This is a genomic window from Algoriphagus sediminis (assembly GCF_030403435.1).
Classification (GTDB): Bacteria; Bacteroidota; Bacteroidia; order Cytophagales; family Cyclobacteriaceae; genus Algoriphagus; species Algoriphagus sediminis.
On the sequence record NZ_JAUEPH010000001.1, the window covers coordinates 295643 to 311308 of the forward strand.

At 41.3% G+C, this 15666-nt stretch carries 16 protein-coding genes; 10 read left to right on the forward strand and 6 right to left on the reverse strand.

What is annotated here, in order from left to right:
* Positions 1-10: 10 nt before the first annotated feature.
* From QVH07_RS01340 to QVH07_RS01380, 9 genes are all read left to right on the forward strand, one after another.
* The gene (locus tag QVH07_RS01340; RefSeq protein ID WP_289998323.1) at positions 11-496 is read left to right on the forward strand and encodes a hypothetical protein; all 486 of its coding nucleotides are present in this window, start codon (positions 11-13) and stop codon (positions 494-496) included.
* 41 nt (positions 497-537) lie between these two features.
* Entirely contained in the window at positions 538-1356 is an 819-nt protein-coding gene (locus tag QVH07_RS01345) for a M23 family metallopeptidase (RefSeq protein WP_289998324.1), read from the forward strand.
* 120 nt (positions 1357-1476) lie between these two features.
* Entirely contained in the window at positions 1477-2262 is a 786-nt protein-coding gene (locus tag QVH07_RS01350; RefSeq protein ID WP_289998325.1) for an SDR family NAD(P)-dependent oxidoreductase, read from the forward strand.
* Complete coding sequence (locus QVH07_RS01355; protein ID WP_289998326.1) at positions 2259-3146, forward strand: ROK family protein; 888 nt, start codon at positions 2259-2261, stop codon at positions 3144-3146. The genes QVH07_RS01350 and QVH07_RS01355 overlap by 4 nt, the downstream gene beginning before the upstream one ends.
* Complete coding sequence (locus QVH07_RS01360) at positions 3143-3961, forward strand: SIS domain-containing protein (protein ID WP_289998327.1); 819 nt, start codon at positions 3143-3145, stop codon at positions 3959-3961. Before QVH07_RS01355 ends, QVH07_RS01360 begins: the two co-directional genes overlap by 4 nt.
* A 2-nt stretch (positions 3962-3963) precedes the next feature.
* Positions 3964-5154, forward strand: coding sequence for a Gfo/Idh/MocA family protein (locus tag QVH07_RS01365; RefSeq protein ID WP_289998328.1), 1191 nt, complete (start codon positions 3964-3966; stop codon positions 5152-5154).
* Positions 5155-5171: 17 nt separating this feature from the next.
* The gene (locus QVH07_RS01370) at positions 5172-6197 is read left to right on the forward strand and encodes a cobalamin-independent methionine synthase II family protein (RefSeq protein ID WP_289998329.1); all 1026 of its coding nucleotides are present in this window, start codon (positions 5172-5174) and stop codon (positions 6195-6197) included.
* A gap of 7 nt (positions 6198-6204) precedes the next feature.
* Complete coding sequence (deoC, locus tag QVH07_RS01375) at positions 6205-6963, forward strand: deoxyribose-phosphate aldolase (RefSeq protein ID WP_289998330.1); 759 nt, start codon at positions 6205-6207, stop codon at positions 6961-6963.
* 1 nt (position 6964) lies between these two features.
* Positions 6965-7807, forward strand: coding sequence for an MBL fold metallo-hydrolase (locus QVH07_RS01380; RefSeq protein WP_289998331.1), 843 nt, complete (start codon positions 6965-6967; stop codon positions 7805-7807).
* A 4-nt stretch (positions 7808-7811) separates the two neighbouring features.
* On the opposite strand, the gene QVH07_RS01385 is transcribed toward QVH07_RS01380, so the two are convergent.
* From QVH07_RS01385 to QVH07_RS01395, 3 genes are all read right to left on the reverse strand, one after another.
* The gene (locus QVH07_RS01385; protein ID WP_289998332.1) at positions 7812-10187 is read right to left on the reverse strand and encodes a tetratricopeptide repeat protein; all 2376 of its coding nucleotides are present in this window, start codon (positions 10185-10187) and stop codon (positions 7812-7814) included.
* Between the two features lie 57 nt (positions 10188-10244).
* On the reverse strand, positions 10245-10853 hold the full coding sequence (locus QVH07_RS01390) for a hypothetical protein (RefSeq protein ID WP_289998333.1): 609 nt from the start codon (positions 10851-10853) through the stop codon (positions 10245-10247).
* Positions 10854-10923: 70 nt separating this feature from the next.
* Positions 10924-12156, reverse strand: a complete 1233-nt coding sequence (locus QVH07_RS01395) for a PepSY-associated TM helix domain-containing protein (protein ID WP_289998334.1) — start codon at positions 12154-12156, stop codon at positions 10924-10926.
* Positions 12157-12320: 164 nt separating this feature from the next.
* Here QVH07_RS01395 and QVH07_RS01400 point away from each other — a divergent pair, with 164 nt between their 5' ends.
* Positions 12321-13079 (forward strand): DUF6503 family protein, encoded by a 759-nt coding sequence (locus QVH07_RS01400; protein ID WP_289998335.1) that lies wholly within the window; start codon positions 12321-12323, stop codon positions 13077-13079.
* Here QVH07_RS01400 and QVH07_RS01405 read toward each other — a convergent pair.
* Genes QVH07_RS01405 through QVH07_RS01415 form a run of 3 tightly spaced genes read right to left on the reverse strand, consistent with a single transcriptional unit; the run spans position 13076 to position 15665 of the window.
* On the reverse strand, positions 13076-13939 hold the full coding sequence (locus tag QVH07_RS01405; RefSeq protein WP_289998336.1) for a transglutaminase family protein: 864 nt from the start codon (positions 13937-13939) through the stop codon (positions 13076-13078). The two genes, QVH07_RS01400 and QVH07_RS01405, sit on opposite strands and share 4 nt — an antisense overlap.
* A 5-nt stretch (positions 13940-13944) precedes the next feature.
* Positions 13945-14688 carry a proteasome-type protease gene (locus tag QVH07_RS01410; protein ID WP_289998337.1) on the reverse strand — a complete coding sequence of 248 codons (744 nt, stop codon included), beginning with the start codon at positions 14686-14688 and terminating at the stop codon, positions 13945-13947.
* A complete protein-coding gene (locus QVH07_RS01415) occupies positions 14688-15665 on the reverse strand; it encodes an alpha-E domain-containing protein (RefSeq protein ID WP_289998338.1) in 978 nt (325 codons plus the stop codon). Before QVH07_RS01415 ends, QVH07_RS01410 begins: the two co-directional genes overlap by 1 nt.
* Between the last annotated feature and the right edge of the window lies 1 nt (position 15666).

Here is a 15666-nt window from a genome sequence, read left to right on the forward strand (position 1 = left end):
CCGCCTAACTATGAAAAACATTCTTGCTTTCGCTTTATTTCTGACTTTGGGGGTTTCATATGCTCAAAATACCTCACCTTGTTCTTCACCCGAAAAGCGACATTTTGACTTTTGGGTCGGCGAATGGCATGTCTTTGACACCCTGGATAACAAAATAGGAGAAAACCGAATTCAAATCATTGAAGGTGGGTGTGCATTGCAGGAAAACTGGACTGGTGCATCAGGATCGAATGGCACTAGCCTTAATTATTTTGATGCGGCTGACTCCACCTGGAATCAGCTATGGCTTGATAATCAAGGTGGAATCCTAAAGCTCAAAGGCAAAATCGAAGAAAGTGGACTTTTAAAAATGAGTTCTCAACCAAATAATGGCCAATACAATCAAATTACCTGGACTCTTCTCGATAATGGAAACGTTTCCCAGAAATGGGATATTTTTACGGCAGACGACGACCTACTTCAGACCATTTTTCTTGGCATATATAAAAGACAATAATTAGACTGCTAGATCGTAGTAAATGCATCCAGCACTTTCTCATGAGGCCACACCTGCTTTTCCTACTCTGCTTTTATTTCTTACTATTTTCAGAAGGTTTTGCCCAAAAGGCAAAAGATAGCCCACTTGCCTTTGAGGATGACCTGGAACTGAAGTGGCGAGATACCGAAGACACTGCTTTTTTGGTGGCGAAAAACAAAATCTTTGCTCCCCTAGAAGTCATTTTGACCATTAAAGGAAAAGGAACTGAGTCTTTTCTTGTACCAGCGAATGGTGAAACGGTACTCGTAAAACAGCCGAAATTCATCACAGGAAGAAAATCAGGAACGATAAAATTGGATTATCAAATCGGCTATCATATGGGTCATCCAGATGTCATAAATATTGACGAGGATTATTTATATGAATTCCCCTTTGCTGAAGGCAAAAGCTACCTGATCGGTCAAACCTGGGGAGGAAAAGCTACCCATAACACTTCGGAATCTTATCATGCAATTGATTTTCAGCTGGACGAAGGCGAGGCTATTCATGCTGCCAGAGAAGGCATGGTTGTCAAAGTAATTGATTGGTTTTCTAAGCAAGGAGGGCCTGAATTAAGTGCAGCTGCCAATGAGGTAGTGATCCTACATGCTGACGGAACCTTGGCATCTTATGTTCATCTTCAGTACCAAGGAGCGGTAGTTTCCCCTGGTGATAAGGTGGAAAAAGGTCAGCTTTTAGGTTATTCAGGAGCAACAGGATATGCTACCGGTCCCCACCTACACTTCGTAGTAAGGCGAGATAAAAACCAGTCTATCCCCATATTTTTCAATGGCCACGAAGGGCAAATCTTACAGAAAGGTGAATTTTATACCCATTAATTTTGAACTGGTAATTCAATTGACTGCAACTCAAATAAAATCAAGTTGCAAGGCAGTGTTATTCTGCTAAATTGTTCATTAGTTTAACTTTTGAACCCAAGCCTAAGCCTTCAACTTTTCATGAGATTAGCAAATAAAGCCCTTGTCATTATCGGAGGCACCTCCGGAATAGGTCTGGCCGCCGCCCAAGCATTTATTAAGGAGGGAGCGAAGCTAATTTTGATAGGATTAAAGGAAAGTGCTCACTCCACTTTAGATGAATTAAGCAGTCCTTCAGTTGAAGTGATTTTTGCAGATGCCAGAATGCCTGAGACTGCGCAAAGTGGAATAAACAGATGTATTGAAAGATATGGTGATTTTCATGGCTTGTACCATGTAGCAGGTGGAAGTGGAAGAAGATTTGGGGATGGGCCACTTCATCAAATGACCTTAGAAGCCTGGAATCAAACTCTAGAACTTAATCTCACTTCATTAATGCTATCAAACCAGGCTGCTTTGAAGACTTTGGTTGAGCTCGAGCATGGGGGTTCCATTCTTAATCTTGGTTCCATCTTGGCATTTTCTCCTTCTCCAAAATACTTCGTCACCCATGCATATGCAGCTGCAAAAGCTGCCATTGAGGGAATGACAATTAGTAGTGCAGCATTTTATGCGGAGAAAAATATACGTCTCAACGTACTTGCCCCAGCATTAGTAGAAAGTCCTATGTCTCAGAGAGCCATGACAAATGATGAGATTATGGCTTTCTCGAGATCCAAAATGCCTTTGGATGGTGGCCGGGTAGGACGGCCTGATGATCTTACCGAAGCGGCTATTTTTCTTCTATCTGATGCTTCAAAGTTTACAACTGGCCAAGTTCTTCATATCGATGGAGGGTGGCATTTAAGTGAAGGACAAAATCCATGAAAGCAGCCATCGGAATTGACATTGGAGGAACAAATATCAAAGGTGTTTTGATAGATGAATCCGGAAGAATTCTGGAAAAAGCAAGAGCGAAGACTCACAGCCTGTCAACTGACTTTTGGCAGGAAAATATTAGAAAGGTTTATTCCGAATTAAAGAAAAAAAGCCATTCCAATCCAACTATAGGCATATCTGCCCCAGGTTTAGCCAATGAGAAAAACACTGCTATCGACTTTTTACCCGGAAGGCTTCCAGGTCTTGAAGGTTTCGATTGGTCTAAATTTCTTGGGTCGCCGACATATGTTTTGAATGATGCTCATGCTGCCCTGATGGCAGAGTCTAAATTTGGTGTGGCCAAGGGTATTAAAAACTTCTTGCTAATTACTTTGGGAACAGGTGTAGGAGGGGCCATTATGATTGATGGAAAGCTTTATCAAGGTTTAGCCCAAAGGGCCGGACATATAGGTCACTCCACCATCCAATCGAATCAAACTCAGCAGAGTATTTTGGGTATGCCTGGTAGTCTGGAATATGCTATTGGAAACTATTCGGTGGAGGAAAGGAGTCATGGAAAATATAAGAACACCTATGCCTTGCTTGAGGCCAGAAAGACTGATGATTATTTTGCCCAATGGCTCTGGTTGGATATGATCAGAAACCTTTCCTTAAGTATCTGCTCCTTAATCAATGCTTTCAGCCCTGAGGCAATCGTTTTGGCCGGAGGCCTGACCAAGGCAGAGGATGATTTATTTCATCCTTTGAATCAATTCATAGATACTTACGAATTCCGACCCAACGGCAAAAAAACTAAAATCATGAAAGCTAAATTCAGGGACTATTCTGGCGCAATCGGAGCTGCGGCATTCACTTTGAACCAAATGAAATGAGCTATACTCAAGAATATCTAAACAAGTGTTCAGGTCTGATCAAGCGGGTATCTGAACAGGAAAAAAAGATTAAACAAGGGGCTGCATGGTTTGCTGAAAGCATTAAAAAGGGTCGCTTAGTCCATGTTTTTGGGAGTGGTCATAGTCGCATTATGGTCGAAGAAATGTGGCCTCGATATGGATCTTTCCCAGGTTTTAATCCCATTGTAGAACTCTCTCTGACATTCCACAATTTAGTAGTCGGTGCAAATGGACAAAGACAAGCCATGTTTCTGGAGAATGTTCCAGGCTTTGCGGCTCAAATTCTAAGAAATTTTGATCTATCAAGCCTGGATTCTGCATTGGTAATTTCTTCTTCGGGGTGCAATGTGGTTCCAATAGAAATAGCAGAAATCTTTCAGAGTCAGGGAATCAAGACCGTGGGTATTATCTCAAAAAATCACTCAGAAGCCTCGGCTAGCAAAAGAGCGGATGGGAAGAAATTAAGTGACTTTTGCGATCTGGTTTTAGACTCCGGCGCCCCAGTAGGAGATGCCATGATAAAAATATCCGGTCTAGAGACACCCGTGTCTCCGGGATCTACCATAGGTTCATCCATGATCATAAATAGTCTCAAAGCAGAAACTGCCGCTCTTTTAACAGAAGCTGGTTTTCCACCGAAAGTCCTCACCGCAGGAGCTGTCGTGGGAAAAGAGAAGGCAAGCGAACTCTTCCAAGCGGCATACGACGAGCATGGCCACCGCATGGCAAAACTCTATGAGAAAAACGGAATAGAATCCTACGTTTCAAATCCAAAACCCAATAACCAAAAATAGATATGGCTAAAATTTGTATTCTCGGGGGTGGCTTTATAGGAAGGTTTTATGCCGATTCCTTAACAGGAAGGAGGCTGAAAGATGAAGTCACCGTGGTTTATTCAAGGTCTCAGGAGACGGTAGATAGGTTCACACAGGATTACAATATTTCAAATGGTTTCACGGACATGGAAGCTGCTATATCCCACCCGGACTCGGATATCGTAATTGTCGCTCTGCCAAATTATCTACACGAGGAAGCTGTTTTAAAGTGTGCTGCACACGGCAAAGCTGTTTTGTGTACCAAACCTCTAGGAAGAAACGCAGGCGAAGCATTACGAATGATTGAAGCCTGTGAAAAAGCCGGGATTTTCACTGGCTATTTGGAGGACCTTTGCTACACACCAAAGTTTCTGAAATCATTGAAATCGGTAAGAGACGGATCAATCGGCAGAGTTCTTTGGACCAAATCAAGAGAAACTCATCCAGGGCCCCATGCAGATTGGTTTTGGGATCTGGAGGCCGCAGGAGGAGGAGCGATCGTGGACATGGGATGTCATTGCATCGAGATTGGCCGAAACTTTATTGGGAAGGATATCAAGCCCATTGAAGTGATGTGCTGGGCGGATACTCAGGTAAAACCAATAGAAGCTGAAGACCACGCCATCGGCCTGGTGAAATATGAAAATGGGGCTATTGGGCAATTTGAAGTGAGCTGGACCTTTAGAGGTGGGATGGATCTACGTGATGAGGTGATGGGAACAGAGGGGACTATATGGGTGAATTCATGGCTTCGGACAGGATTTGAAATGTTTACCACCGGAGAAAGTGAGGCAGGCTATGTAGTAGAAAAGTCAGAAACGGATGCCGGCTGGCAATTTCCTGTGGGTGATGAAGCAGCTGAACTAGGATATGTCAATATGTTCTTGGATCAACTTGAAGCTTTTGAAAATTCCCGAGAACCCCAAGAAACTTTTTATGATGGATACATAGTCAATGCCGTAATGGATGCCGCCTATGCCTCTGCGAAATCTAAAAAGTGGGAAAAAGTAAAGCTTGACATTTGGAAGGGTAAAACCGGAGTCCAAAAACCTTCGGTGTATCAAGAATACGATGCTGAACATTGGTTTATTAAAAAAGAAAAGCTACCAAATGGTGATCTGGTGACGATTGTCAAGGATAAAGAAACAGGAGAAATCAAGGAGATTCATTAATTGAAAATAAAATATATATGCAACCCATACCCATCAGAACCACAGTCATTGGCTCCTACCCCTTTCCTGGCTGGTTAGAATTTGGATCCCAAAACATGGATCAATTTGGCAAAGCCGATATTGAAGAAATGATCGATGATGCGGTTTCCATTGCCATAAAAGATCAAGTTGATGCTGGATTAGACGTAATAACAGATGGAGAACAAACCAGACTGGACTTTAACCTTTCATTCTATGGATTTTTGAAAGGTTTACAACCAAACCACGACGAAACAAGAAAATTCGGACCACCTGCTCATGACCAAAGAGGCAAGCACTCCATAGTGGAACCCCTGACTGCACCAAATGGCCTCGGTGCCGTAGAAGAATTCAAACGACTTGTGAGGCTTGCTCCGGAGGGTCCCACGCTAAAAGCTTCGATTCCCGGACCCTATACTTTAGCTGGAAGGATGATTCCAGATGGCAAAATTTATAAAGATCGTTTCGATGTCACGGAAGCACTTCTACCTTTTGTACATGATGAAATTGCAGCTTTGGTAGAGGCAGGTTGCCAAGAAATCACTGTCGATGAGCCCTCCATGTCATGCTATGCCTATAAGGAGGACACTAAGCGATTTGTAGATATTTTTAATCGAACTGTGGCCGCAGCCGTTGGTAAGAGTCGGCTTTCCACCCACCTTTGCTTTGGAAACTTTAAAGGAAGGCCTGTAGGATATCGTAAGCTTTATCCCATGCTCCCTGATTTTTTAGATTTCGATGTTGACGAAATTCATGTTGAAATGGCGAATCGGGAATTCGACGAAATTGAACTTCTTGCACATTTTGCGGAGAAAATGGATGTGGCCGTTGGAATTATAGATGTCAAAAATTACTACATCGAGACCCCGGAAGATGTGGTGGAAAGAATTAAAGCTTGCCTGAAATATGTGCCAGCGGAAAAACTAGCTGTGGCACCGGATTGTGGACTGAGCCAAACAGCTCGTTGGGCAGCCAAAAAGAAACTCTCTGCTATGTGTAAGGGAGCGGCAGAAATGAGAAAATGAAATGAATATGAAATATTCTTATAAACAACTGGCGAAGATGATTGATCACTCCCTTCTTCATCCGACCATGACGGATAAGGAGCTAATTGAGGGCTGCAAAACCGCTATCGATTATGATGTGGCAGCAGTTTGTATCAAGCCTTACTTCGTTAAAGAAACAGCCAAAATCCTCAAGGGTTCTGGAGTGGCAGTTTGCTCAGTGATCGGGTTTCCACATGGCAACAGCACCACAGAAATAAAGGTTTTAGAAACCAGAAAGGCATGCGAAGATGGAGCTACCGAGATAGACATGGTGGTGAATGCTGGGAAAGCTTTAGGAGAAGACTGGGATTACGTTAAACATGAAATTCAGGCCATAAATGAAGAATGTAAAAAGAATGGTGCCATTCTTAAGGTGATTTTTGAAAATGATTTTCTTCCCGAAGACAAGTTTAAAATTAGGCTTTGTGAAATATGCTCAGATTTAGGTGTAGCATTCATTAAAACCAGTACGGGATATGGTTTTGTGAAAGGTTCAGATGGTAAATATTCCTATGCAGGTGCGACAGAGAAGGACTTGAAACTGATGAGAAAATATGCTGGTTCAGAGGTTCAAATTAAAGCCGCCGGCGGGATTCGAAATCTGGATGGATTAATCAAAGTAATGGATTTGGGCTGCACAAGATTAGGCGCTTCTGCCACGATAGCCATTTTGGAGGAGGCCAAAAAACGATTAGGCATGGCTCCAGGGAACTCCTCCGATACCCCATCTAATTCAGGATATTGATATGATCAAAGCCTACCAAAAAGATGAAGAACTCTTTCAAGATATTCTGAAAACAAAAAACAACCACTCCGGACTTCGGGTTTGGTGGCTTGGCCAAAGTGGCTTTTTAGTCCAGTGGAATGGTATTCATGTGCTTTTTGATCCTTATCTCTCTGACAGTCTCACCAAAAAGTATGAGAACACGGAAAAACCTCATGTTCGGATGAGTGAGAAGGCGATAGATCCAGAGAAATTAGATTTCATAGATGTGGTCACTTCCTCGCATTATCATACCGATCACTTGGATGCAGAAACCTTAAAACCAATTTTAAGACAAAAAAAAGACATCAAATTCATCATACCTGAGGCCAATAGATCGTTTGTTTCAGAAAGAGTTGATTGTGCACCAAATTTTGCCCTGGGTATGACAGATGGCACTGAAATATCCTTCTCTGAGGAGGTGAAAATAACAGCTTTGGCTTCAGCCCATAATGAGCTGGAGAAGGATGAATTTGGAAATAATAAATTCCTCGGCTTTATCTTAAACATCGGACCATATACCCTTTACCATTCTGGGGATACATTATGGTATGAAGGACTTGAAGAGAAAGTGAAGGCTTTTGCTCCGGATGTACTTTTTTTACCGATCAATGGAAATAGACCTGAAAGGATGGTAGCCGGTAATATGAGTGCTGAAGAAGCTGCAAAATTCGGGAAGGTTGTGAATTCGGGAATTGTAATTCCACATCACTTTCACATGTTTGAATTCAACACCGAAGACCCGGATTCCTTTGCTAAGTATGCCCAAGTTCATCACACTAAATACCAAATTCTGAAAATAGGTCAGTCTTTTAAACTGGATTAGAGGATCATTGATTTTGCTGGAGCAAACTCAAATAGTACTCCGCCTTTTCAGGGTCCCCGAGATTTGCGTTTAGCAAATAAAGATTCCTGACTACAGTCACCGTAGGCCTGACTTCAAAAGCCTTCTCAAAAGTTTCTCTTGCATCTTCTTCTTTCCCATTCACAATTTGAGTGGAGCCAAGATTTACCAGGGAGGAATATAAATCTGAGACCCCAATGTCAATTGCCTCCGCAAAGTAGTCCTCGGCCTTTTCATAATCCTTATCGTAGAAATAGGATATCACTCCGAGATTGGTACAGACCACGCCTTGATACCCCCCTAAATTATAAGCCTTCAAAAGATATTCTTTCGACCTGAGCGTATCCCCAACTTCAATTAGCGTTTCACCGAAAGCACCGTAAAAGGAAGGATATTTCTCCTCACCACCATATTCTTCAAAACGCGGAACTATAGACTCATAACCTTCGAAGGCAGTGGTATAATCTTCCTCCTTAAAGGCCAGGTTAGCAAGTTTCATATCCTTCACGAACCTCACTTCCTCCATATCAATTTCTTCATCCTCCGGGAAATACTGCCTGGCGGTTTGTTCATCCCCTTCTTGAAAATATAGAAATCCCAAAGCTCTACTGACCTCACGATCAGGTCCATATTCAAGGGACTTTTTAAATGAAGCAATCGCCTTCAAGTTTTCATTCTGTTTGTCATAAAGAGTTCCAAGAGCTTTGTAAAGAGCAAAGTGATTTGGATCTGGAGCCCTTAGGCCCTTTATAAACCATTCTTCAGCTTTTGGGATGTTGTTCCGGCTCATTTCTACATAGCCCAACTTTACAAAGGCGAAGGATGAGCTTGGGTTTTCTCTGGTGCTCTGTTCTAAAATGCTGATGGCTTTGGTAGAATCACCCAGCCCTAAATAGGATTCTGCAAGAGACCCTAAGAATTGAGAAACTCCTACCCTTCCTGCTATAATTTCATAGCCATTGTCTAGTTCGGCCACTGCTTCTTTGAAATAAATCTCAGCAGAATCCGGATTAGTTCTCCTGATTTGAGCTCCCAACTGTCTGAGCTCATCTCCATAAAACATATGAGTTCTCCAGCTTTTTGGGGATGTCTCTACGCCTGATTTCGATAAAGTATAATTACTCTCCCAAACCTTGGCACGGTCTACGGTCTTCCAAGAAAAGGCGAGAATTACCGGAACGAAAATTATCCCGAAAATTAGAGGAAGCTTTGCCTGGGCGTATTTCCCAGCTAAAAGGTATATACCATAACAAACCAAAAAGCAAAAAGCCAGGGAGGGCACAAACTGAAATCGTTCTCCGAGATTTGAGCCGATTATCAAGGACTTGCTTAGATTGGCAAAAATGGAGAATGTAGCCAGATAGAGAATAATTCCAAAACTCAGTAAATCACGCTTTTTACCAAGCTTCACAGCAAAATAGATGAGGCCGGCAAAAAAGATTAGACTCAACCAAACCATTGGATTTGAAAAAGTCTGAACAGTTAATTGGCTGAAAGAGTAATCCCAGGAAAGTGGGTGCGGGAAAAAGAGAAGTTTTATGTATTGAAGGTAGATGTACAGGTTAGTCGCGATCAATTCACCTCCTTCAGCATCGTATAAAACGCTATTGATCATGGAGTTATAAACCGTGCTTGCCTCATCGAGAACCACTGCACGAATGCCCATATAAACTACCACTGCAATCAAAAAGGGAACCACTCCTTTGATGGAATCCATCAGAGATTTATTATAGAAAAAGTAGCCTATTCCGGCTACCAAAGCCATGAGAGGTATAGACTCTTCCTTGGAAATCAGGGAAAAGAAAAACAGTATTCCCGCCAGAATCTGGATTAAAACGCTAGGCTTAGGACCAGCTTTCGACCAAATCAAAATTGCGGAAAAAGCAAAAAGAGAACATAGTAGCGTGTCTCTACTTTTTACCGATGCCACTACCTCCGTGTGAATTGGGTGGACCGCATATAGAAGCAGAACCAAAAGTGCCAGCCAAATCGGCAACTTCTTTAATTCAAACAAATGAACCAAAAGAAGCCCAATGACCACCAAAACGAGTGCATATAGGACAATATTGACCTTATGCCCTACCGGAGCAGAAAACTCACCAGTCAGCTCATTTTCAATGGCAAAAGTAAGTAAAGTCAAGGGTCGGTAAATACTTGTATTGACCGGGTTGATTTGAATGAAATTCATCGAGCCGTACTCAAAAAGCTCTTGCCAGTTGTTGAGACCTTGCTTTGTAACCCTGTTAAAGTGAGAATAAATTCCGTCATCCGCACTGTATCCGAAATCTCGGGTGTGAAAATAAAGTAAGGAGCCCAAAAGGGCGATCAGAAAAACCCAATAAATTGGTTTGATATTTTTCATTTGAAATAATGCTTCAAAGAGAACGGAACACATTCCGTTCCTACTCACTAAGAAATATCAATTATACTCACGATCCAACTTTTTCAAGGCGGTTTGAACCTGACTTAAGGGATATCCCCCCAAAATAGCTCGATAGTTTCCGCTTGGGTGGATCACCACGAAACTGCCACATGGGTAAGGAAATTTAAAAAACTCATCAGCAAATACTCCATTAGGGTCCTGCTTCCAAATTCCAGGATTTTCATATTTCTCCAAACCAGAAGGGTTTGAATAGAGGTAAACCGGTGCGGTGGCATTATACTTTTCAGCCCATTTCATTAAAGAACGATGCTCTTTTTCAAAGGAATCGGCATTATCCCCAACTCCGGAGGAATTGCATTCGTCCTTACCCGGGTAGAAAATTACGATAAGAGTTTTTCCCAAATCAAAAGCCTCCGAGTTTTCTGAAGCTTCAAAAAATTTTCCTGGTTCTACCTTGCCGAAAGGCATTCGGTTTACCAATATTTTACCGCCTTCCTCATAGGGTATACCAAAATACGGTCCTTCGAGAATTTGCTTTTCAAAATATTCTCGGCTGACAGTTCTTCCCATTTCGTCCCTATAACCAGTTTGAGCCAAAAGCTCTAAGGAAAAACAGATCAATACGAAAAATAATATGTACCTCACCAAGGCAAATTATGCTCAAAAATTCAAAACGGAAAGATTTCGAAGCATCTATTTAAACTTACAAGACGGGTCAAGCCATTTCCAGTTCCCTATTCTTCTTTTTGACCGGATTGGTTCTATGTCTTTTTGATTTTTTGCTTCGCTTATTCCACCAGATCAGGGTGCCTGAAATGGGAAGAGAAGTAGCTATCAAACAGGCTATGAACCATATGAATTTAGTCGCCTGACCAAAAATCTCACCAGTATGAAGGTATTTTACAGATCTACCGATCCGCTGTCTTGTAGGCAGGTCTGAAAATAGATTTGCTTCAACAACAGATAAATCTTCCGGTGAAAGAACAAGATTATCTGATCCTGCAGGTGCAAAAAATCCAGTCTTGTATTTCCTCACTGAAATAGGTTCAGCTACATCTTTATTAATGTAAATATTAGTGTTGCCTTTGTAACCAACCGCTTCTGAAGAAGCCGCTAAAATATGATCTAGAGAATGAGTTTGAGCGGCAGTAAAAACTGGTTTAGGCTTATTTTTCTCTGCTTCCCTCTCTTCCTGAGTTTGATAAGTATTCCAGGTTTTTTGCCAGCCTTCTCTATACCACTGAAAAGACCAAAATAAACCCGTTGCGGACATGATAAATAACAAGGCAAGCGAATAAAAGGCAAGCGTATTATGTAGGTCGTGATTGATCCTTTTCCAATTCCCTGTCCACTTAATTTTTAATCCTTGTCTCCAGTTTTTCACCTTATTTGGGAACCAGATTACTATTCCGGTCAAAACACCTAAAAGAAAAAGTGAAGTGGCAATACCATTAATAAACCGACCCAATTCCCTATTACTCATGCTTTCGAAAATTGGTTCTTCAATTCTATCCAAAAGTAGCCAGCGATGAAGACTGAACATACTGCTCATAAATTCCTGGGTCACTGTTCTCTCTGAATTATCTCCTAGAATTTCGGAAGTGTAAGGATCAATGTAATAAGTGGTACCTCTACCCTCTTCATCTGCACCTTTTAGCGTGAACTGAACGCTTCTGTTTTCAGCTGAAGTCCATAAAACCTGTGTTACTTCTTTACCCAAATTCACCTCAAGGGTGGCTCTAATCTCGTCCGGAGAAAGCTTTTTTCCATGCGCTTCTACAAAATACAGCTCAGAATCAAACGTTTCCTTAATTTCTGTATTGTAGACGTAAATGGTACCACTCAGACAAACTGCAATAACAATAATCCCACAGATCAAACCCGCGTAAAGGTGGATTTGATTAAACACATTTCTAATGGATTTCCAGAGTGAATTCTTTGAAGACATAATTGAGATTAAGCCATTTGAAAGTCACAAAAATAAATGAAGCTTTTCATTATTTAGATTAAATCTAAAAATAATTTTTCTTTAGATCAATTTTAATTAAGAGATCCTGGACATTTGTTGTGTACAGTTTTTCCAGTCCTTGTATCTTTCAGGAAAAATCTGAAATGAAGAACTATCTCCTCATTCTTTTCACCCTCTTTTTGTTTACAGCCTGTTCGGAATCAAAGAAACCCTTACCCGATCTTGATCCCGGTTTTGAAAAGGTTCTTGAAGCTCATGGTGATTGGGAAAAGTTTTATCAAGGCAAAGCTTTTAGCTATCAAATGATTCATGAAACTAACCTAACCAAGGAGACTCACTTCATTAATCTTGAAACAAGAGAAACCAGAATTGATGCGGATAATTTTCAGATAGGTTTTGACGGTGAGCAAGCTTGGATCAGCCCGAACAGGGAATCATTCGGAGGTAACTCAGTAAGGTTTTACCATAATCTGTATTTCTACTTTTTCGCTATTCCTTATGTTTTTACAGACCCAGGAGTCACGGTGACCAAAGTTGAAAATAAAACCGTCAATGGTACTTCTTACGAAACTTTTGCCGCGAGCTTTGAAGCTGATAAAGGAGATAGTCCAAATGATCAATATTACATGCTTATCAATCCAGAAAGTAATCGAATAGAGTATCTACTTTATACCGTAACTTATTATGGCAATCCAGACCCTGCCTTTAGTGCGCTCAAATATGATGATTACAGAGATGCAGGCGGACTTTCCTTTCCTCGTTTGTTGACGGGTTACACCTACCAGGATGATTCCACCAAAAGAGTAAGGTATCAGGTGAGCTTTTCGGATGCCTTAATTTTAGATGAGGCTTTTGATAAATCGCTTTTCGAAAAGCCGGAAACTGGAGTGTTTGCGGATTAATCTTTCACTTCATTGATTTTCACCTCAGTGAACAATTCACTTTTGCCTTCTCCAAAAAATTTACCCTGAACGGGAAGTGTTTTTTGAGGATCTGGATGATGAGCTAGTGGGACATAATTATGCCCAACCAATAATCCCAAACTAGGATCCAAGCCAATCCACGAAGCACCTGGGATGTAAACCTCAATCCAGGCATGCAATTCATGTCCCGATTCAATTTCGGGATTAAAGGCGTACCCACTCACAAACCTGGTTGCCAAGCCTATGCTTCCTAGCATATGCATCTGCATCCAAGCCAGATCACGGCATGAACCCTCCTTTTTTGAATAAGTAAATTCCGGTGACCAAAGATCCTGTTCCATACGGATTTGATGCTTCCAGCAAGAGTAAATACTAGATGTCAATTTCACCAGAAAGTCTAGCAAATTTGAAGAACCTGAAAAAATCTCAACCAAGTCGGATTCAAAAACCTGACCTCCCTCCTTCCTAATAAAGAAATTCAGATAATCTTTTTCTTCATTCGAATATTGGAAAGCAGGAAGTGAGTCGTCTTTTGGCTCCACTTCGAATTCAGGGTCAATAAGAAAATTAAAGGGATTGAATTCACTGGATATGAGCACGATTTCATTCTTAATAGAGAGGAAATCAAGAGGCTCTTTAAACCAGATCTGAGAATATTGATTTCCAAACAAATCTGTGCGGACAGAACTAGAATCAGGTGTTGGATTCATTTCCAATCCCCAATCAATCAACCTTTGGTTTGGTTGAATTTGTGGGATCAAAAAGAGATCATGAAGACCTAAACTAATCTTATTATCATATTGATATTCAGTAAGATGCGATATTTTAAGTTTGAGCATTCGGATTAAGCGTCTGGCCAGGGTATCACCTGTTGATCCAGCGAATTACTTAGGATATCCGCGGGTAAATCCCTAATCGCACTTTTCAGTCTTTCATTCCAAAAATTCGAGATATGCTCTAACTCCTCCCTGGAAAATCGCCTCTCGGAAATATGATAGCTGTCATTCGAAAGAACCACTGTATCAATAGGGAAATCCACATCATTCACCGAAATCCTAGTGGCGTCGAAGGAAAGAAAAGCACATTTCAGTGCGTATTCAAGAGAATTCTCATAAGAAAGAGATCTTTTGAGCACTGGGTTTCCAAAGCCTGAATTCCCGATAATGACAAAAGGAGTACCCTGCATTACCTCTATCCAGTTTCCCTGCGGATAAAGAAGATACAATTTGGGCTCTTTGTCATCCTCTAGCTGACCACCAATGATAGAAAACAGATTAAAATCCAGACCAGATTCTGTCAGATGATCTTTATCTTCATCTGCCACGGCTCTTATCTGCTTACCAAATTCATTCACGGCATGGTAAAGCTTCGTAAATGACTCGTCCTTATTTTCGATGACTTCGGTAAAATAGGTGATCGCTTTATCCCGAACGGACCTTAAACCTGAAGTCATTATGAAGAAGGAATGCTTTTCACGATTTACAGTGAATACCTTCTTCGCTGAGGTCGTTTCCGTCCCTGTGGTGATACGGGTATCGGAAAGTCCTACGATTCCATTCTTAGTTTTGATACCTAGGCAAAACGTCATTATTGAGGTGTTGAGTGCTGCGCAAAGTTATCTCTTATTGTGAAGAAGTTGCTATCTATTTTATTTGAAATACCATTGATTTTAATCTGCAAATCATCCAGATATTCATGAAGCCCATAGGAGATTATCTCGTCCACCTCGGCAAACTCTAGTTTTGACTTAAGGCTACCAATGGCTTTTTCTGCAGAATTTTTAAATCCTTCTTCATCATTGCCCGATATTTTGTGTAAACATTTCTCCGCTTCACGTATGCAGAAATAAATTGATCTAGGAAAGTACTTGTTCAAAGTCAAAAACTCCACTACGCTTGAGGGATTGATATTTCCGTACACTCTGCGATAAGTATTGAAAGCGGTCACTGACTTCAAAAGAGCCATCCAGTGTAGAAAATCAATCGGACTACCCACTTCTTCCTCGTTTGGGAGTAAAATATGATACTTCACATCCAGAATTCGTGAAGTCTTATCGGCCCTTTCCAGAAACTGACCCAGACGGCTAAAATACCATCCTTCCACTCTAGCCACACTGCTGTCCGCAAGACCATAAATCAGCAGAATCTGATTCTTAATCTTTAGAAAGAATTTCCGGGGATCTTCCTTAGTCCAGATTTTCTTTTTTTGTCCGGACTGCATAAAATGATAAAGTTCATTGGTCTTTTCCCAAGTCTCTTTACTCAAATTCTCCCGTATTATTCTGGCGTTTTCCCGAGCATTTCTTATCGCAGAAAACATTGAATTGGGATTATTTTCATCAAAGCCCAGGAAGAAAAGCACCTGTTCACTCGAATAGCCATCATTTGAGGCCTCATAGACGTCCAGATCACCTGTTGCTGCTACCAGGGGCATCCATTGCTCCTTCATACCAACAGGCAAATCCTGCATCAGATTAAAATTCACATCTATGAAGCGGGCATAATTTTCTGCGCGCTCCAGATATCGTCCTAGCCAATAAATACTATTTGCAACTCTACTAAGCATA